This window comes from Streptomyces sp. NPDC087844 (genome assembly GCF_044742785.1).
In the GTDB taxonomy this organism is placed as follows: domain Bacteria; phylum Actinomycetota; class Actinomycetes; order Streptomycetales; family Streptomycetaceae; genus Streptomyces.
Genome location: NZ_JBIUVD010000018.1, coordinates 154459 through 172882, shown reverse-complemented (window position 1 = coordinate 172882; position 18424 = coordinate 154459). Strand labels below are relative to the sequence as shown.

Below are 18424 nucleotides of genomic sequence, written 5' to 3'. Positions count from 1 at the left end.
CGGCGAGCCACTCTCGTGGTGTGTGCCGTGGCGACGTCGTTTACTTTAGCCCACCGGTGGCCGGAGACGAAATCCGGTTTTCTGGGGCGCGGTGGCGGCGTGGGCCAGGCCTGACGTGGTCCAGGGCGACGAGGAGGACGGCCAGGGCGTAGCAGGCGAGGCCGAGGATCGTGACGTTGCCCAGGACCTCGACGAAGCCGTGCTCGGACACGTCGAGGAAGGGGTAGCGGTAGCGGGCCGGCGTGCCCGGGGGGAGGAGCAGGCCCCGGGTCACCGTGTACGCCAGGTACGCGACCGGGAGGATCAGCCAGGCAGCCGCGCTGTGCAGGCGCAGCGCCCCCGGGCGGGTCAGCAGCAGCCAGTCCAGCGCGACCGCCACCGGGATCACCGTGTGCAGCAGCTGGTTCGTGACCGCGTGCCAGCCGGTGAGCGCCGCGCCGTCGCTCGTCATGGAGAAGGGGGTCGCGTCGTCGGCCAGGAGCAGGTGGTAGACCAGGCCCGTCCCGACCGCGTACAGCAAGGTGCAGGCGGTGATGGACGGCCGCAGCGGGTGGCAGGCCTTCCATGCCCGCCGGGCCGAGACGGTGAACACCGTGGTCACCAGGATGCCGCTCAGGATCGTGGCGTAGCTCAGGACGCGTAGCGGGTCGCCCAGGAGTAGATCGAGCACCACGCCCACGGCCGCCGCCAGGGCGACGAGGAGGCGGAAGACGGCGACCAGGGGGCGGCGTACGCGCGGGACCACCGCGTACGCGGGCACGACGGGGACGGCGGAGGCGGCGGCGTTGGCGGCTATGCCGGGGATCCTGGGGATGTCCGGGATGTCCGCAGGTATGGGGGTGGTCATCCCCTCACGCTAGGAGGGGTGCACAAAAGGGGCGAGATGGATTGAACCGGACGGGTGGGGAGGGGGTGGGAGAGGAGGGAAGGGAAGGGGGAGCGGTGCGGTCCAGCCCCCCGAGAGCCTGCTGCTCCGCTACGCGGAAGCCGGTCCCCGCCCCGTGAGCGTCAACAGCGTCGCCTCCGGCGGGCACGCGAACCGTACCGGTGTGTACCTGCTCGTCCCGCAGCCCGCCGACACGTGCAGGTAGGACGTCCGGCCGGACTCCGCCTCCGTGTACGTGGACAGGCCCTTCACCCGGTCGGTGTCCAGGTCGCAGTTGGTGACCAGGGCGCCGTAGAAGGGGATGCACAGCTGCCCGCCGTGCGTGTGGCCCGCCAGGATCAGCGGGTAGCCGTCCGCGCTGAAGGCGTCCAGCGCGCGCAGGTACGGCGCGTGCACGATGCCCAGTGAGAGGTCGGCCGCGTCGGACGGGCCGCCGGCCACGCGCGCGTACCGGTCGCGCTTGACGTGCGGGTCGTCGAGCCCGGTCAGCTCGATCTCGAAGCCGTCGATCTTCAGCGAGCCCCGGACGTTCGTCAGGTTCAGCCAGCCCGCCGCGTCGAAGCCGTCGCGCAGCTCCTCCCACGGGTTGTGGGCGACGTCGACGGCGGGCGCGTTGCCGTTCAGCCCGTGCCGGCCCTGCGTCTTCTCGAACAGGTAGCGGGCGGGGTTGCGGAGCGTGGGCCCGTAGTAGTCGTTCGAGCCGAAGACGTACGCGCCGGGGAACTCCATCAGGGGGCCGAGGGCGTCCATGACCTCCGGTACGCCCTCGGGGTCCGAGAGGTTGTCCCCGGTGTTGATGACGAAGTCGGGGCGCAGCCCCGCCAGCGAGCGCAACCAGCGCTGCTTCTTCCTCTGCCCGCTCACCATGTGGATGTCGGAGACCTGCAGCACGCGCAGCGGTCGTATCCCGGGGGGCAGCACCGGGACCGTCACCCGCCGGAGTCTGAACGAGCGGGCTTCGAACCCCGCCGAGTAGAGCAGACCGGCGGCGCCAGCCGCCGCGATTCCCAGTGGTACTCCGTATCGCGCGCGCATACGCCCATCGTGTCAGACCCTGGACGCCCCGAACCCCACGGATGGCCTAGGGATGGCCTAGGGGCGGCCTGGGGATGACCTAGGGGCGGCTCAGGGGCGGCTCAGGGGCGGCTCAGGGGCGGCTCAGGATGGCTCAGGGATGGCTCAGGGATGGCTCAAGTGGGGCCCAGAGGCGGCCTCGGGAGCCGCCCGTCGAAATCCATGGGCGTCCGTCGCACCGCACCTGCGACAATCACCCCATGACCACGCTCAAGTCGAAGCTGCAGGCAGACCTCAATGCCGCGATCAAGGGGCGCGACGAGCTCCGTTCCTCGACGCTCCGGCTGACCATCGCCGCCGTCCAGAAGGAGGAGGTCGCGGGTACGCAGAAGCGCGAACTCTCCGACGACGAGGTGCAGAAGGTGATCGCCAAGGAGGCGAAGAAGCGCCGTGAGGCGGCCGACGCCTTCGCGCAGGGCGGCCGTGCCGAGTCGGCCGAGCGCGAGAAGGCGGAGGGTGAGGTCCTCGCCGAGTACCTGCCCAAGCAACTCTCCGACGACGAGCTGCAGCAGATCGTCGCGCAGGCGGTCGAGGAGGCGAAGGCGGTCGGCGCCGAGGGCCCCCGTGCCATGGGCCAGGTCATGAAGATCGTGAACCCGAAGGTGGCCGGCCTGGCGGAGGGCGGTCGCGTCGCGGCGGAGGTCAAGAAGCGCCTCGCGGGCTGACCCCGAGCACTCCAGCCGGCCGCCGCAGCCAGCCGTACGCCGATGGGGGCGCCCCTCAGAACAAGGGGCGCCCCCATCGGCGTACGGGCTGAGCAAGTGGAGCAGCAGAGCAGGTGGAGCAGGCTGAGCAGCAAGGCAGGTAGGAGTCAGGTCGGTCTACGGCCAGTTGCCGCCGCCACCGTTCCCGTTCCCGCCGCCGTTGTCGTTCCCGCCGATCGTCCACTCGTCGGGGATGGAGAAGGTCGGCGTGGGGATCTGGGGCTGGCCACCGTCGGTGCCGCCCCCGTTGTCATTTCCCCGGTTCTCCCCGTTTCCGTTCCCGTTGTCGTTGCCGTTGTCGCCGTCGTCGCCGTCGTCCCCGTTGTTGTCGTCGTCCCGGTCGCGGTCCTTGTCCCGGTCCTTGGCGTCGGGGATGTTGACGAGGTTGAAGCTCGGGGACTCCTTGCCGGACAGGGCGCCGGTCATGGCGTCCTTCCAGATCGGTCCTGGCACCGCGCCGCCGAAGACCTTCTCGTGCCACGTCCCGCCGATGGTGATGTTGACCATCTTGACCTTCTGGGTGGCGCTGCCGACCCAGACCGCGCCGGACAGGTTCGGCGTGTAACCGACGAACCAGGCGTTCTTACGGAAGTCCGTCGTACCGGTCTTGCCTGCGTTGGCGCGGTCGGTGAGACCGGCCTCCTGGCCCGTACCGGAGTCGACCACACCGCTCAGCAGCGTGTTGATCGTGTCCGCGGTGGTCTCCGACATCGCGCGCGAGCACGACGACTTCGGAACCGGCAGGGACTTCTTCTCACCGCCGAGCTGCTGGCTGATCGACGCGATCGCGACCGGCGTGCAGTACGTGCCCCGGTTGGCGAAGGCGGCGTACGCGCTCGCCATGGTCAGCGGCGAGATTCCGGTGGAGCCGAGGGTCATCGACGAGGGCTGCTCGGGCAGCTTGGTGCCGTTGCCCTGCACGACGCCCAGCTTGTCGGTCATCTCCACCACCGGGCACATCCCGATGTCTTCGAGCATCTGCACGAAGTAGGTGTTGACCGACAGCGCCATGGCCTTCTTCAGCGGGTACGGGCCGACCTCCGCCTCGTCCTCGTTCTCGACCTTCGCGTTCTCGCTGTTGCGCCAGGTCTTTCCGCCGCAGGCCTGGACGCTGTCGGGGTACGGCATCTGGTACGGCGCGGGATAGGACTGCGTGGCCGGCTTGCCGCCCTCCAGGGCCGCCGCGGCCAGGAACGGCTTGAACGTCGAACCGGTCGGGAAGCCGAAGTTCGAGCCGCCCATCTTCTGGTCGACCGAGTAGTTGATCTCGGTCTCGTTCTTGCCGTAGCCGTACGGCTTCGACTGGCCCATCGCCAGGATCTTGCCGGAGCCGGGCTCCACGAGCGTCGACGCCGCCGCGACCTTGTCCGACTTGTTGACGTGGCTCTTGAGCGAGGTCTGGACCGACTTCTGCGCCTGCGGGTCGAGCGTCGTACGGATCGTCAGACCGCCCTGGTTCCAGACCTTGGCCCGCGCCTTCTGGGTCTTGCCGAAGGTCGGGTCGGTCAGGAACACCTCACGCACGTAGTCGCAGAAGAAGCTGGAGTCCTTGACGGCCGTGATGCAGCCGTTGTTCGGCTTGCTGACCTTCAGGCCGAGCGGCTTCTTCTTGGCCGCGGCTGCCTCCGCCTGCGAGATGTCGTGCACCTCGGCCATGCGCTGCAGCACCACGTTGCGCCGCTTCGTGGCCTCGGCCTCGTCGTTGACCGGGTCGTACCGGGTCGGCGACTGGACGATGCCGGCCAGCAGCGCGGCCTCCTGCACCTCCAGGTCCTTGGCGGACTTGGAGAAGTAACGCTGGGCCGCCGCCTCCACGCCGTAGGCCTGCTGACCGAAGAACGTGATGTTCAGGTAGTTCTCAAGGATCTTCTTCTTGCCCAGCTCCTCCTCGACCTGGATCGCGAACTTCAGCTCGCGGACCTTGCGGCCGAGGGTCTGCTGGGTGGCCTGGGCGACCTTCGTCGGGTCGTTGCCGGCCTCCTCCACGAAGACGTTCTTCACGTACTGCTGGGTGAGCGTCGAGGCGCCCTCCGAGACGTTGCCGCTCTGCGCGTTCTTGTTGAGGGCCCGCAGGACGCCCTTGAGGTCGACCGCGCCGTGCTCGTAGAACCGCGCGTCCTCGATCGCGACGATCGCCTTCTGCAGGTACGGCGAGATGTCCTTGAGGTCGACCACCGTGCGGTCACGCGAGTAGACCGTGGCGATCTGGCCGCCCTGGTTGTCCAGGATCGTGGTGCGCTGGCTCAGCGGGGGCCGCTTCAGGTTGGCCGGGATCTCGTCGAATCCCTCGACCGAACCCTTGGCCGCGAGTCCGAGCGCACCGAACGCCGGCACGGCGATCCCGGCCATGACGGCCCCCGCGAGCACACTGACACCGAGGAACTTGGCGGCCTGCTGCGTGGGAGACAGACCACCGCCGGAACGCTTCTTTGGCATGAGGGCAGCCTACGTTCTCATTCGCCGGACACGCGTATAGGCATTGGCCTAAGCTGCTCTCAACTGTCACAGCAGTAGGGCCACGTATCAATACGTCCGGTGACCCCTGATTGGTTCGGTCGACACTCGACTTTTTTGTTGAGGACGTGCCCGAATCCGCCTCATGTGTCACCTGGTGCCCGTTGTGACGCAACTCAACTGCCCCGGTTTGCCGGGAAGGTCATATATGTCGCCGGGTCACTCCGTTGGGTGATCTGTCGCGTACCCATAGTCCATTCGGGCCATTCAAGATTGGGCCCGAAGGGGCTGGTTGACTGTGCCCACCTTCCGTAACGTCCTGAACTGGTAGCGGTGAATATGCCGCTGCCGCCGTGGGGGAGCCTCGATTCGGGAGAGGACGGCGCCGGTATGGGCTGGGTAACCGACTGGAGTGCGCAGGCGGCCTGCCGCACTACCGATCCGGATGAACTGTTCGTTCAAGGAGCAGCGCAGAACCGGGCGAAGGCAGTGTGCACCGGATGCCCGGTGCGCACGGAGTGCCTGGCCGACGCGTTGGACAACCGCGTCGAGTTCGGCGTGTGGGGAGGGATGACGGAGCGGGAGCGCCGCGCACTGCTGCGCAGGCGACCAACCGTCACCTCTTGGCGCAGGCTGCTGGAAACCGCGCGTACCGAGTACGAGCGAGGGGCGGGAATCCTGCCTCTCGACGAGGAAGAGGTGTACGAGAACTACGCAGCGGTGGGCTGACCGGGCTCCGCGCACGCAGCGGACTCACGGTGGTTCCGTATGCGCCAGAGGTGCGAGTGGCGTACTCGGAGGTGCGAGTGACGTCCACATGACCCCCGTACGACGCCGTACGCGATGTACGTGATGTGCGTGCCGTACGTGTGCCGTACGTGCTGTGCGCGCCGTAGGCGATGTACGGCGACCGGGCAACGTAGAGCGCCGTGAGCAACGTGCGACGGCGCACGCCACAAGGGGCCCTCTGGGCCCCGAGAGGCATCTCCGCCCGAGAGGCATCTCCGAGAGGCATCAGATCCCCGAGAGGCATTCAGGGAGCGTCCCTCGGACCGTCCCTCGGACCGTCCCTCGGGCTCAAGAAGCTTCGGTCGGTGAGATGTCGGCCGCGAGCCGGTTCCCGATGTGCCGCAGTCCCGCGAGGTCGTGCACATCGCCGGGGAGCGCGGCCACTTCGGCCACCGCCACCTCGGGGTGGAGCGCGGCGAAGCGATCGCGTGTGCGCTGCTCGCGGGAGAGCAGTTGCATACGTTCGGCGTGCAGCCTCAGCAGGCCTGCGGTGAGTTGTTCGACGGTGCGGCCTTCCGTGCTGCGGTGTTCAGTGCTGCGGTGTTCAGCGCTGCGGTCTTCCGTGCTGGGATCGTCGTCCGTTCCGGCTCCGTCGGCACTGGTCCGGTCCGCGGCGGGGGAGCCTGCGTCGGATGAGGGAGCCTCGGGAACGGCGGTCTCGGTAGCGGGTGGTTCTGAACTGCCGTACGTGTCGGGAGAGTTACGAAGTCCAGCTTTCCCGCCCAACTGATCCACAATGCGGGCCTCGGCAAGATTTTCCGCGGCGGCGAGCGCGCGCTCGGCGGACAGCTGGGTGGCACCGCTGCCATGGACCCGGTTCAGCACGAGACCAGCGAGCGGCATCTCCTCCGCGGCCAGCCGCTCCACGAAGTACGCCGCCTCGCGCAGCGCGTCCCGCTCCGGGGCCGCGACGACCAGGAACGCCGTACCGGGCGCCTGGAGCAGCTTGTACGTGGCGTCCGCGCGGGTACGGAAACCGCCGAAGGTGGTGTCCATGGCGGCCACGAACGTCTGCACGTCCTTGAGGAGCTGGCCGCCCAGCAGCTTGCCGAGGGTGCCGGTCATTATCGACATCCCTACGTTCAGGAACTTCATTCCGGCCCGGCCGCCCAGCTTCGCCGGCGCGGTCAGCAGCCGGATGAGCTTGCCGTCCAGGAACGACCCGAGCCGTTTCGGGGCGTCCAGGAAGTCGAGGGCCGAGCGTGAGGGCGGCGTGTCGACGACGATGAGGTCCCACTCCTCGCGCGCCCTCAGCTGCCCCAGCTTCTCCATCGCCATGTACTCCTGCGTGCCCGCGAAACCGGCGGAGAGCGACTGGTAGAAGGGGTTGTTCAGGATCGTGGCCGCCCGCTCGCGGTCCGCGTGCGCCTCGACGATCTCGTCGAAGGTGCGCTTCATGTCGAGCATCATCGCGTGCAGCTCGCCGCTCGCGGAGTCGTCGATGCCCTTCACCCGGCGCGGGGTGTTGTCGAGCGCGTCGATGCCCATCGACTGGGCGAGCCTGCGTGCCGGGTCGATGGTGAGGACGACCACCTTGCGGCCGCGTTCGGCGGCCCGCAGTCCCAGCGCCGCCGCGGTGGTGGTCTTGCCGACGCCGCCCGAACCGCAGCAGACCACGATGCGGGTCCCGGGATCGTCGATCAGGGCGTCGACCCCCAGGACGGCGGCGGACGCGGGATCGATCGCGCGAACCTCAGACGTGCGGGCCTCAGGTGTGCGGGCCTCAGACGCGCGAACCTCAGACGTGCTGGCCCCAGACGTGCTGGCGGGGCCCGGCGTACCGGTGGCTCCACGTTCTGTGGCGGGTTCGCGTCCGCGGACAGAATCGTTTGCGCGGGCCGGGTCCTGACTCATGAGATCCCTTGCTGACGCAGTGCCTTGGCGAGTTCGTACAGGCCCGCGAGGTCCATTCCCTCAGCGAGCAACGGGAGTTCGTGCAGCGGCAGCTCCAGGCCCTGGAGCACCGCCCGCTGCTCGCGCTCCAGCGCGTACCGCTCGGCGTACTCGTCCGCCTGGTGCAGCAGCGGATCCACCAGGCGCTCGGCGACCCCGCCGCGGCGCGCGCCGCCGAGCCCGGCGGCCGACAGCGACTTGGCGACGGCCGTGCGCGGCGTCTCGCGCGCGAGCTCCAGGTCGACCTCGTCCAGGATCGCGGGCCGCACCATGTTCACGATGGTCCGCCCCACCGGCAGCCGCGCGGCACGCAGCTCCGCGATGCCGTCGGCGGTCTCCTGAACGGGCATCTCCTCCAGGAGCGTCACCAGGTGCACGGCGGTCTCGGGCGACTTGAGTACCCGCATCACGGCCTGCGCCTGATTGTGTATCGGACCGATCCTGGCGAGCCCGGCCACCTCGTCGTTCACGTTCAGGAAGCGGGTGATCCGCCCGGTCGGCGGCGCGTCCATCACCACGTAGTCGTACGCGAACCGCCCACGCTTGTCCTTGCGGCGTACGGCCTCACAGGCCTTGCCCGTCAGGAGTACGTCCCGCAGGCCCGGCGCGATGGTGGTCGCGAAGTCGATGGCGCCCAGTTTCTTCAGGGCACGGCCCGCGCCGCCGAGCTTGTAGAACATCTGTAGGTAGTCCAGAAGGGCCAGCTCGGGGTCGATGGCGAGTGCGTACACCTCCCCGCCGCCGGGAGCGACGGCGATCTTCCGCTCCTCGTAGGGCAGCGCCTGCGCCTCGAAGAGCTGCGCGATGCCCTGTCTGCCCTCGACCTCGACCAGAAGGGCACGTTTGCCCTCGGTCGCGAGGGCGAGCGCGAGTGCTGCGGCGACCGTGGTCTTTCCGGTACCGCCCTTGCCGCTGACGACCTGAAGCCTGCTCACGTCTTCGAGCCTAATTCCTCACTGGGTGGTGCGGTGGCCGTGGGGCCCTGCTTCGCATGGGCCGCGGGGCCCTGCTTCGCATACGGGTGCCCAGGGAGCGCCCTGCCCAGTCATCGGCCCGGTCGTAGCCCCCGGCCTCGTCCCGGCCTCGTCCCGGCCTCGGCCGGGTGGTGGGCGGAGGTCCAGGAAAGGCGGGCCGCGCCAGCGGATACAGTCGCCCCCATGACCAAGTGGGAATACGCAACCGTGCCTCTGCTCGTCCACGCCACGAAGCAGATTCTGGACACCTGGGGCGAGGACGGCTGGGAGCTCGTCCAGGTCGTACCCGGGCCGAACAACCCCGAGCAGCTCGTCGCCTACCTGAAGCGGGAGCGGGCCGCGTGAGCGCTGTCGAGGCGAAACTGGCCGAACTGGGGCTGACCCTGCCGGACGTCGTGCCGCCGCTGGCCGCGTACCAGCCCGCCGTGCGGTCGGGCGTGTACGTGTACACGGCCGGCCAGCTCCCGATGGTGGACGGCAAGCTTCCGCTCACCGGCAAGGTGGGCGCGGAGGTCACCCCGGAGGAGGCCAAGGAACTGGCCCGCACCTGCGCGCTGAACGCCCTCGCGGCGGTCAAGTCGGTCGCGGGTGACCTCGACCGCATCGCGCGCGTGGTGAAGGTCGTCGGCTTCGTCGCCTCGGCGGCCGACTTCACCGGCCAGCCCGCCGTCCTGAACGGCGCGAGCGAGCTCCTGGGCGAGGTCCTCGGCGACAAGGGCGTGCACGCGCGCAGCGCGGTCGGCGTGGCGGTGCTGCCGCTCGACGCGCCCGTGGAGGTCGAGATCCAGGTGGAGCTGACGGAGGCCTAAGCACGCTTTCGCCTGTCTCACCGGGGAGACGACGCGCTGATGGGGCTCTCCTGGGGACCGATTGTTGCCTCTCGAACATCAGCTCACTCCGGGATAGCCTCCGCTCATGGCGAATGGGCAGTGGTACCCCCCGGAGTGGCCCGAGAGGATCCGCGCACTCGCGGAGGGCACGCTCACACCGGTCGTCCCCAGGCGGGCGGCCACCGTCATGCTGCTCAAGGACACCGGCCCGGGCCCCGACCCCGAGGAGACCGGCTCCGGCTCCGGGGGCACCGGCTCCCGTCCTGCCGTGCACATGCTGCGCAGACGCGCCTCCATGGCCTTCGCCGGAGGCGCGTACGCGTATCCGGGCGGCGGTGTGGACCCCAGGGACGACGACCACCACGTCCGCTGGGCGGGCCCCAAGCGCGCGTGGTGGGCGTCGCGGCTCGGCGTCGACGAGGCCTCCGCCCAGGCGATCGTCTGCGCGGCGGTCCGCGAGACGTACGAGGAGGCGGGCGTCCTGCTCGCGGGCCCGGCCGCGGACACCGTGGTCGGCGACACCACCGGGGACGACTGGGAGACCGACCGGGCGGCGCTCGTCGCCCGCGACCTCTCCTTCGCCGAGTTCCTCGACCGCAGGGGGCTCGTGCTGCGCTCCGACCTCCTGGGCGCCTGGACGCGCTGGATCACCCCCGAGTTCGAGCCCCGCCGCTACGACACCTTCTTCTTCGTGGCCGTCCTCCCGAAGGGCCAGCGCACCCGGAACGCCTCCACCGAGGCCGACCGCACCGTCTGGATCCGCCCTTCGGAGGCGATGGACGGCTACGACAGGGGCGACCTCCTGATGATGCCGCCCACCATCGCGACCCTGCGCCAGCTCGGCGCGTACGGGACCGCCGCCGAGGCCCTCGCGGCGGCGCCCGGGCGGGACATGACACCCGTTCTGGCACAGGCCCGGCTGGTGGACGGCGAGCTGGTCCTCAGCTGGCCGGGCCACGACGAGTTCACCAAGCGCATCCCGACCGGTGGAGCCTCCGCATGACCGACGCCGCAGCACTGCCCGGCCAGCCGCGCGGCGGGGTGCTCTCCGGCCCCGCCACCCGGCGTGCCGTCAACGTCCTCGCTCCGAACGCGTCCGCGATGACCTTGGACGGCACGAACACCTGGATCGTGGCCGAGCCGGACTCCGAACTGGCGGTGGTCGTCGATCCGGGGCCCCTGGACGACGTGCACCTGCGCGCTGTCGTCGACGCCGCCGAGAAGGCCGGCAAGCGGGTCGCCCTGACCCTGCTGACGCACGGGCACCCGGACCACGCCGAGGGCGCCGCGCGATTCGCCGAACTGACGGGCACGAAGGTACGGGCGCTCGACCCGGCGCTGCGGCTCGGCGACGAGGGCCTGGCCGCCGGGAACGTGATCACGACGGGCGGACTGGAGCTGCGGGTCGTACCGACGCCCGGCCACACCTCCGACTCGCTCTGCTTCCATCTGCCCGCCGACCGGGCCGTGCTGACCGGCGACACGGTCCTGGGCCGGGGCACCACGCTCGTGGCCCATCCCGACGGGCGGCTGGGCGACTACCTGGACTCCCTGCGGCGGCTGAGGTCACTGACGGTCGACGACGGCGTGCACACGGTCCTGCCGGGCCACGGGCCGGTCCTGGAGGACGCCCAGGGAGCCGTGGAGTTCTACCTGGCCCACCGGGCCCACCGCCTGGCCCAGGTCGAGACGGCCGTCGAGGACGGCTGCACGGACCCGTCCCAGGTCGTCGCGCACGTCTACGCGGACGTCGACCGCTCCCTGTGGCCGGCGGCGGAACTGTCGGTACGGGCGCAGCTGGACTACCTCAAGGAGCACGGGCTCATCGGCCGGGAGTGAACGTCGGGCGCTCAGGGGCGCGCTTTCTTGACGCCGTGCACGCGCGCGTACTCCTCGGCGAGCCATGGGCCGAGATCGTCGGCGTACGACCGCAGGACGGCACGGTCGCCGACCGGCTCGTGGCCGAGGACGGCGGCCTCCCGCAGCTGGGCGGCCCGCCGCGGGTGGTCCCGCTCCGGGTAGTACGCGGCGAACACCTCGGCCATCTCCGCCAGATCGCTCGTCCAACCGTTCCAGAGGGGCATGACGAGCGTGAAGCCCGTCCGGACGAGATGGCGGGACATGTAGCGCACGAGGGGCCGCAGGGCTGCCTCCTCCTCCGAGCCGCCCGCCACGGTGACTCCCGTGACTCCCGTGACCCTCGTGACCCCCGCGGCTTCGGTGACTCCAGCGACTTCGGTAACTCCGGCGATCCGCTCGCGCCAGCGCGGGAGCAGCAGCGCGAGGTCGCCGTTCGTCTCGCGGGCGAGGAGTGGGTCGGGCCGGTAGCGCGGCAGTTCCTCGGCGAGGTCCTCGCCCAGCAGCGGCGTACAGAGGCACGCGACGAACCAACCGAGGTCGTGCCTCTCCAGGTCGCTCAGCACCTGCGCCCGGCCGACCAGCAGCGTCCCGGCCCCGTCGATCTGGGCGAACTCCTTGTCGAGGGCCTCGTCGAGCGTCCGCGCGTCCGCCCGGTCCGCCTCCGTGGGCTCCTCGCGCAGGGCCAGCAGCATGTCGAGGTCGGAACGGCCCACGCGCGCGGTGCCGCGCGGAATCGACCCGTAGAGGTACGCGCTGTGCAGCCGGGCCCCGAAGACGTCCAGCATCCGGTCACGGGCCGCGGCGGCGACCGGCCGGAACGCCGCCTGTACGCGACCGGGGGAACCTTCGCGCTCGATGTAACCCAGGGCGTCGAGCCCTCTCTTCGACATACGACCACTGTGCCCGGGCGAGGGCTGCGCGGGCATGTCATTTTCGCGTCCTGGCCGAGGACCAGGATCGAGGACCCGGCAATTAGGCTGGTCGGTCGACACCCGTTTGTAGACCAGGTTGGCCATGCCGCTCCCCGCTGTGCGGAGATCCAGTTGCTTTTTGACCGAGACGACAGCCCTCTTGTAGGGGTGTCTGGTGGGCCGTCGCCTCCCGCATCGCGCCGGTGGGAGTCCTCGCGGGGTTCGTCGGCTCGTCCGCCACCGTCCTGGCCTTCACCGCCGGAGCCGGACTCGGCCTCCTCTGGCTCGCCGCGGTCACCACGCGTCTGATGGCCGCGGCGCCCCCGGCGAGGCGGTAGCCACCCCCTCCCTTTCCCGCCACTCCCGGCAAGACGACAATCCAAGATCACTAAACACGAACAGACGGGACTCAGCAGCATGACCGAACCAGTGAAGGGCCCCGCCAGCTACTTCCCCTCGATCGAGAAGAAGTACGGCCGCCCGATCGCCGAGTGGAAGAACCTCATCCGCTCCTCGCCCCTGACCAAGCACTTGGAGCTCGTCTCCTGGCTCAAGACCGAGCACGGCCTGGGCCACGGCCACGCCAACGCGCTCGTCGCGCACACCCTCGCCGAAGACAGCGGAAAGTGAACCGCGTCTGACTTCAAACAGGGGTGACCGTGGCCTCTCGCGTGATCAACCGCAGGAGGCCACGGTGCTTGTCCGGTCCCCGGCCCGGTCTCCGGCCCGGTCCCCGGTCGATCGGGGACCGGGGAGGCGCCTGGCGCCGGAAAACGGCAGAGAAGCGACCCCTGCAACCTAGCGGCGGGTTACTTGTTCCCTTATTCCATATCCGGGCTAGGACTCCGGGGCCTTGTCAACGTTCATCGTCGGCGGAACGCGCGCAGGCGGTGGGTGTCCCTGACCGCGTCGGAGACCAACAGCCAAATGGGTCCCGAAGGCGGCCGGACGGGCCTCGAAGGCGAAACCGGGCAGCCCGGCGTTGGGCCAGGACGCGTCCGCCGAGGGGATCGAACACGGTCGCGCGGTCCCCGTAGCGGTGCACGACCATCGGACGGCCTGCGCACAAACGGCCTGCGCACAAGAAGGGCCCTGCCGTGAGGCGGGGCCCTTCTTGTAAGAACCCTTCTTGTAAGAAGCAGGGCCTTCAGTGAGAAGTCGTGAGATGCCGCAGTACGAAGCCGTGACGTACCGTCGGCGCGAGCCCTGTGGCGACGCGACGCCTAGCGTGAGCGCTTCGCGAGGCGCTCCACGTCCAGCAGGATCACCGCACGGGCCTCCAGGCGGAGCCAGCCGCGGCCCGCGAAGTCGGCGAGCGCCTTGTTGACCGTCTCACGGGAGGCGCCGACCAGCTGGGCCAGTTCCTCCTGGGTCAGGTCGTGCACGACGTGGATGCCCTCCTCGGACTGCACGCCGAAGCGGCGCGAGAGGTCCAGGAGCGCGCGGGCCACCCGGCCCGGCACGTCGGAGAAGACCAGGTCGGACATCTGGTCGTTGGTCTTGCGCAGCCGCCGGGCGACGGCGCGCAGCAGGGCGGCGGCCACCTCGGGCCGTGCGTTCAGCCAGGGCTGGAGGTCGCCGTGGCCGAGGCCCAGCAGCTTCACCTCGGTCAGCGCGGAGGCGGTCGCCGTCCGCGGGCCCGGGTCGAACAGCGACAGTTCGCCGATGAGCTCGCCGGGGCCGAGGACCGCCAGCATGTTCTCGCGACCGTCGGGTGAGGTGCGGTGGAGCTTCACCTTGCCCTCGGTGACCACGTACAGGCGGTCTCCGGGGTCGCCCTCGTGAAAGAGCGCGTCACCGCGTGCGAGGGTCACCTCACTCATGGAGGCGCGGAGCTCCGCGGCCTGCTCGTCATCGAGCGCCGCGAAGAGCGGGGCGCGCCGCAGAACGTCGTCCACGAGTTCTCTCCTTGTCGACCTGCTCAGGGGATCTTGGTCCCGGTGTACCAGGGGTCCGTGTTCCCCGTTTTGCTGGACGGTCCAAACAGTGTGATCAGTCACAAGTCTGCCGCACCGGCGTGTCCGACAGTGCGGCAGGGGGCCAATTGGGGGCTGATGGACGGTGGCCGGGGCAGATGTCGGTGGTGGGCTTTAGGCTGGCCGGGTGTCCAAATCGCCGGTGAGAGCACAGGCCAAGGGGGCTGGGCGCGTGGGTGTACGTCGTGATTCCGCTGTGGGCGAACAGGGTTCCGGTGGAGCGAAGAAAACGACAAAAGCGGCAGGGGTGAGACCGGCGACGACTGCGGCGGGGGCCGCCGGGAAGGCCGCGGGGGTCGCTGCCTCGGAGATGGCCGCGGCCGCGAAGAAGGCTGCGGTCGCCAAGAAGGCCGCTGCCGCGAAGAGGACCGCAAAGGAGACCGCGAGGAAGAGTGCGCCGGTGAAGGCACCCACCAGGAAAACGCCCGCCAAGAAGGCGCGGGCGTCTGCGGTGGGCAAGGCGCGGGCGTCCGGGGCGACGAGCGCGTCCGTGAAGGCGGCTGCCGAGAAGGCCGCCCGCGTGACGAAAGCCGTGCCCGTCAAGAAGGCCGCGTCAGCCAAGAAGGCCGCGTCAGTCGAGGCAGCGGTGCCCGTCAAGAAAGCGGTGCCCGTCAAGAGGGCCGCGTCAGTCAAGAAAGCCGTGGCCGAGAAGAAAGCCGTGTCCGCCGAAGTGACCCCCGACCGAGTCGCCCCCGCCAAGCCGCCCCGGAACGAGTCGCACACGGCTCTCGTCCGGCGGGCCCGGCGTATCGACCGCGAGCTGGCCGAGGTGTACCCGTACGCCCATCCGGAGCTGGACTTCGAGAACCCGTTCCAGCTGGTGGTCGCCACCGTCCTGTCGGCGCAGACGACCGACCTGCGGGTGAACCAGACGACACCGGCGCTCTTCGCGAAGTACCCCACGCCCGAGGACCTGGCCGCGGCGAACCCGGAGGAGGTCGAGGAGATCCTGCGGCCCACCGGGTTCTTCCGGGCCAAGACCAAGTCGGTGATGGGCCTCTCCAAGGCCCTGCGGGACGACTTCGGAGGCGAGGTCCCCGGCCGTCTCGAAGACCTGGTCAAGCTGCCCGGCGTAGGCCGCAAGACCGCCTTCGTCGTCCTCGGGAACGCCTTCGGCCGGCCCGGCATCACCGTGGACACCCACTTCCAGCGACTCGTACGACGCTGGGAGTGGACCGCCGAGAAGGAGCCCGACAAGATCGAGCGGGCGATCGGTGAACTCTTCCCGAAGGCCGACTGGACGATGCTGTCGCACCACGTGATCTTCCACGGCCGCCGTATCTGCCACGCCCGCAAACCCGCCTGCGGCGCCTGCCCCATCGCCCCGCTCTGCCCGGCGTACGGGGAGGGCGAGACGGACCCGGAGAAGGCGAAGAAGCTTATGAAGTACGAGAAGGGCGGCTTCCCGGGCCAGCGCCTCAACCCTCCGCAGTCCTACCTGGACGCGGGCGGCATCCCGGCCCCGCCGCTCGGAGCGACCGCCGCCGCCTCACCCGTGCCCACCTCGCCGGCCACGCCCGCGCCCGCGCCTGATTCACCCTCGCGGGGCACCGGATGACGGAACGATCTGCGGCTACGCGGGCGTTGAGAGCAGCAGAACGGGGGTGGCGATGACGCGCGCGAGCCATACGCACGACCTGCAGGACGGCACGCACAGCATGACGCACGATCTGCAGGACGGCACGCACAGCATGACGCACGACCTGCAGGACGGCACGCACGGCATGACGCACGACCTGCAGGACGGCACGCACGGCATGCGGTACGGCGATCCGGCCGTGACCAAGGCCGGGCTGCCGGGCTGGCTGGACCCGGTGGTGCGTGCCGTCGAGACGGTCCAGCCCCGCCAGTTGAGCCGCTTCCTGCCGCCGGAGGACGGCGCGGGACGTCAGTCGGCCGTACTGATCCTGTTCGGCGAGGGCGAGCGCGGTCCCGAGCTGCTGCTCATGGAGCGCGCCACCTCGCTCAGATCGCACGCCGGACAGCCGTCCTTCCCCGGTGGCGCCCTCGACCCCGAGGACGGCGACCCGCAGGCCGACGGGCCGCTGCGGGCCGCCCTGCGCGAGGCCGAGGAGGAGACCGGGCTCGACCCCCGGGGCGTCCAGCTCTTCGGTGTGCTCCCGAAGCTCTACATCCCGGTGAGCGGCTTCGTGGTGACCCCCGTCCTCGGCTGGTGGCGCGAGCCGACACCGGTCGACGCGGTCGACCTGAACGAGACCGCGAGGGTCTTCACCGTGCCCGTGGTGGATCTCACGGACCCGGCCAACCGCGCGACGGCGGTCCACCCCAGCGGCCACCGAGGTCCGGCATTCCTGGTCGAATCGGCCCTGGTGTGGGGCTTCACAGCCGGAATCATCGACCGACTGCTGCACTACGCCGGCTGGGAGCGCCCCTGGGACCGAGACAAGCAGGTCCCGCTCGACTGGCGCGCATGACAGGGTGGCCCCTGTGCTGTGTCTTCCCGGGAGGCTCCGTGTCCCCCTGCCGCCGCGCGGCAGGCCGGCCCCCCGGCCAGGACGTGGCTACCGCAAAGTGATGAGGCGAGGCTTGAAGCAGTGAACGTGCTGGACATCCTGTTGCTGGTCGCCGCCGTGTGGTTCGCGATCGTGGGCTATCGCCAGGGGTTCGTCGTCGGCATCCTGTCGGTGATCGGTTTCCTGGGCGGTGGCCTCGTCGCTGTCTACCTCCTGCCCGTCGTCTGGGGCGCGGTGACGGACGACGCGAAGGTCGACACGACCGCCGCCGTCGTCGCCGTGGTCGTGGTCATCGTCTGCGCCTCCGTCGGCCAGGCCCTCACCACCCACCTGGGCAACAAGCTGCGCCGGTACATCACCTGGTCCCCGGCCCGCGCCCTGGACGCCACGGGCGGCGCCCTCGTCAACGTCGTGGCGATGCTCCTCGTGGCCTGGCTGATCGGCTCGGCCCTGGCCGGTACGACGCTGCCGACGCTCGGCAAGGAGGTCCGCGGCTCCAAGGTGCTCCTCGGAGTGGCGCGGGCCCTGCCCGCCCAGGCCGACACCTGGTTCGACGGCTTCTCCTCGGTCCTCGCACGGAACGGCTTCCCGCAGGTCTTCAGCCCCTTCTCGGACGAGCAGATCGACGAGGTGGCCGCTCCCGACCCGGCCCTCGCGACGAGCCCGGTCGCCACCCGTGCCCAGCGCTCCATCGTCAAGGTCACCGGCACCGCGCAGAGCTGCGGCAAGGTCCTCGAAGGCACCGGCTTCGTCTTCGGACAGCGCCGCGTGATGACCAACGCGCACGTGGTGGGCGGCGTGGACGAGCCGTACGTCCAGATAGGCGGCAAGGGCCGGCGGCTCGCGGCGAAGGTCGTGCTCTACGACTGGGAGCGCGACATCGCCGTACTCGACGTACCCGAACTGCAGGCACCCGTCCTGCAGTTCTCCTCCCGGGCGGCGGTCCGATCGGACGGCGCGATCGTCGCGGGCTTCCCGGAGAACGGCTCGTACACGATCAACGCGGCGCGGGTGCGCGGCCCCATCACGGCCAACGGCCCGGACATCTACCACCGGGGCACGGTGAAGCGAGAGGTGTACTCGCTCTTCGCGACCGTGCGCCAGGGCAACTCCGGCGGCCCCCTGCTCACCCCGGACGGCAAGGTGTACGGCGTGGTGTTCGCGAAGTCCCTCGACGACCCCGAGACGGGTTACGCGCTGACCGTGGACGAGATCCAGGAGGACATCACCAAGGGCCGCACCGCCAACCAGCAGGTGGACAGCGACAGCTGCGCGCTCTGAGGCCCGTCACACGGGTCGCGCGAGCTGCCTGTCCTGCCTGTCCGCAAGGGCCACGCGGGTGAAGGTCCTGGGCGGTTCAGCCGCGGGGATGACGCAAGCGCGCCGAGACCCACCGGGCCCGGCGCCTCAGAATGTGCGGGATGCCCAGCCGGGGGTCCGTGCCCTGCAACCGCGGGGCGCCCCTCCGGTGGGAACTCAGCCCGCCGATCGAGCGGCGGTTGCGTGCTGCGTCACTGTAGTCGTGCGTCCAGCCCATACACCGACGTCTGCCCCAGCCCCAAGGTCGATAACCGCCCCCACGCCCCCCAATTGGCCTAT

General features: G+C 70.1%; 18 protein-coding genes and 1 pseudogene. 11 read left to right on the top strand and 8 right to left on the bottom strand.

All coding sequences use genetic code 11. From position 1 onward, the window contains the following. Positions 1 to 40 precede the first annotated feature (40 nt). The gene (locus ACIOKD_RS30245; protein WP_402090259.1) at positions 41 to 847 is read right to left on the bottom strand and encodes a Pr6Pr family membrane protein; all 807 of its coding nucleotides are present in this window, start codon (positions 845 to 847) and stop codon (positions 41 to 43) included. Between the two features lie 129 nt (positions 848 to 976). Continuing rightward, on the bottom strand, positions 977 to 1921 hold the full coding sequence (locus ACIOKD_RS30240; protein WP_402090257.1) for a metallophosphoesterase: 945 nt from the start codon (positions 1919 to 1921) through the stop codon (positions 977 to 979). A 239-nt stretch (positions 1922 to 2160) separates the two neighbouring features. Between ACIOKD_RS30240 and ACIOKD_RS30235 the strand changes: the two genes are divergently transcribed. After that, positions 2161 to 2625 carry a GatB/YqeY domain-containing protein gene (locus ACIOKD_RS30235; RefSeq protein ID WP_402090255.1) on the top strand — a complete coding sequence of 155 codons (465 nt, stop codon included), beginning with the start codon at positions 2161 to 2163 and terminating at the stop codon, positions 2623 to 2625. A 156-nt stretch (positions 2626 to 2781) separates the two neighbouring features. Here the strand turns inward: ACIOKD_RS30235 and ACIOKD_RS30230 are convergent, their stop codons facing one another. Next, complete coding sequence (locus ACIOKD_RS30230) at positions 2782 to 5100, bottom strand: transglycosylase domain-containing protein (protein ID WP_402090253.1); 2319 nt, start codon at positions 5098 to 5100, stop codon at positions 2782 to 2784. A 408-nt stretch (positions 5101 to 5508) separates the two neighbouring features. Here ACIOKD_RS30230 and wblA point away from each other — a divergent pair, with 408 nt between their 5' ends. Further along, the gene (gene wblA, locus ACIOKD_RS30225; RefSeq protein ID WP_055515737.1) at positions 5509 to 5847 is read left to right on the top strand and encodes a transcriptional regulator WblA; all 339 of its coding nucleotides are present in this window, start codon (positions 5509 to 5511) and stop codon (positions 5845 to 5847) included. Between the two features lie 348 nt (positions 5848 to 6195). Here the strand turns inward: wblA and ACIOKD_RS30220 are convergent, their stop codons facing one another. Beyond that, on the bottom strand, positions 6196 to 7761 hold the full coding sequence (locus ACIOKD_RS30220; protein WP_402090251.1) for an ArsA family ATPase: 1566 nt from the start codon (positions 7759 to 7761) through the stop codon (positions 6196 to 6198). Beyond that, on the bottom strand, positions 7758 to 8735 hold the full coding sequence (locus ACIOKD_RS30215) for an ArsA-related P-loop ATPase (protein WP_402090249.1): 978 nt from the start codon (positions 8733 to 8735) through the stop codon (positions 7758 to 7760). Before ACIOKD_RS30215 ends, ACIOKD_RS30220 begins: the two co-directional genes overlap by 4 nt. Before the next feature lie 222 nt (positions 8736 to 8957). Between ACIOKD_RS30215 and ACIOKD_RS30210 the strand changes: the two genes are divergently transcribed. The 4 genes from ACIOKD_RS30210 to ACIOKD_RS30195 all read left to right on the top strand — a co-directional run bounded on the left by ACIOKD_RS30210 (position 8958) and on the right by ACIOKD_RS30195 (position 11443). Beyond that, a complete protein-coding gene (locus ACIOKD_RS30210; RefSeq protein ID WP_107018142.1) occupies positions 8958 to 9119 on the top strand; it encodes a DUF4177 domain-containing protein in 162 nt (53 codons plus the stop codon). Beyond that, positions 9116 to 9583 (top strand): RidA family protein, encoded by a 468-nt coding sequence (locus ACIOKD_RS30205; RefSeq protein WP_402090247.1) that lies wholly within the window; start codon positions 9116 to 9118, stop codon positions 9581 to 9583. Before ACIOKD_RS30210 ends, ACIOKD_RS30205 begins: the two co-directional genes overlap by 4 nt. A gap of 106 nt (positions 9584 to 9689) precedes the next feature. Next, positions 9690 to 10607 (top strand): NUDIX hydrolase, encoded by a 918-nt coding sequence (locus ACIOKD_RS30200; protein ID WP_402090245.1) that lies wholly within the window; start codon positions 9690 to 9692, stop codon positions 10605 to 10607. Beyond that, entirely contained in the window at positions 10604 to 11443 is an 840-nt protein-coding gene (locus tag ACIOKD_RS30195) for an MBL fold metallo-hydrolase (RefSeq protein ID WP_402090243.1), read from the top strand. The genes ACIOKD_RS30200 and ACIOKD_RS30195 overlap by 4 nt, the downstream gene beginning before the upstream one ends. An 11-nt stretch (positions 11444 to 11454) precedes the next feature. On the opposite strand, the gene ACIOKD_RS30190 is transcribed toward ACIOKD_RS30195, so the two are convergent. After that, positions 11455 to 12354 carry a nucleotidyltransferase gene (locus ACIOKD_RS30190; RefSeq protein ID WP_402090241.1) on the bottom strand — a complete coding sequence of 300 codons (900 nt, stop codon included), beginning with the start codon at positions 12352 to 12354 and terminating at the stop codon, positions 11455 to 11457. 197 nt (positions 12355 to 12551) lie between these two features. Here ACIOKD_RS30190 and ACIOKD_RS30185 point away from each other — a divergent pair. Together ACIOKD_RS30185 and ACIOKD_RS30180 are read left to right on the top strand one after the other, a co-directional pair. Beyond that, positions 12552 to 12713 (top strand): annotated as a pseudogene (locus tag ACIOKD_RS30185) (DUF998 domain-containing protein); the annotation flags it as partial. A 79-nt stretch (positions 12714 to 12792) separates the two neighbouring features. Then, positions 12793 to 13005 (top strand): DUF4287 domain-containing protein, encoded by a 213-nt coding sequence (locus ACIOKD_RS30180; protein WP_402090239.1) that lies wholly within the window; start codon positions 12793 to 12795, stop codon positions 13003 to 13005. 593 nt (positions 13006 to 13598) lie between these two features. Here ACIOKD_RS30180 and ACIOKD_RS30175 read toward each other — a convergent pair. After that, positions 13599 to 14273, bottom strand: coding sequence for a Crp/Fnr family transcriptional regulator (locus ACIOKD_RS30175; protein ID WP_016642758.1), 675 nt, complete (start codon positions 14271 to 14273; stop codon positions 13599 to 13601). Between the two features lie 388 nt (positions 14274 to 14661). Between ACIOKD_RS30175 and nth the strand changes: the two genes are divergently transcribed. The 3 genes from nth to ACIOKD_RS30160 all read left to right on the top strand — a co-directional run bounded on the left by nth (position 14662) and on the right by ACIOKD_RS30160 (position 18106). After that, complete coding sequence (gene nth, locus ACIOKD_RS30170; RefSeq protein ID WP_402090336.1) at positions 14662 to 15909, top strand: endonuclease III; 1248 nt, start codon at positions 14662 to 14664, stop codon at positions 15907 to 15909. Between the two features lie 166 nt (positions 15910 to 16075). Further along, entirely contained in the window at positions 16076 to 16786 is a 711-nt protein-coding gene (locus tag ACIOKD_RS30165; RefSeq protein WP_402090334.1) for an NUDIX hydrolase, read from the top strand. 120 nt (positions 16787 to 16906) lie between these two features. Beyond that, complete coding sequence (locus ACIOKD_RS30160) at positions 16907 to 18106, top strand: MarP family serine protease (protein WP_402090237.1); 1200 nt, start codon at positions 16907 to 16909, stop codon at positions 18104 to 18106. Between the two features lie 76 nt (positions 18107 to 18182). Here ACIOKD_RS30160 and ACIOKD_RS30155 read toward each other — a convergent pair whose 3' ends face one another. Next, a complete protein-coding gene (locus tag ACIOKD_RS30155) occupies positions 18183 to 18362 on the bottom strand; it encodes a hypothetical protein (protein ID WP_398287609.1) in 180 nt (59 codons plus the stop codon). Positions 18363 to 18424 lie beyond the last annotated feature (62 nt).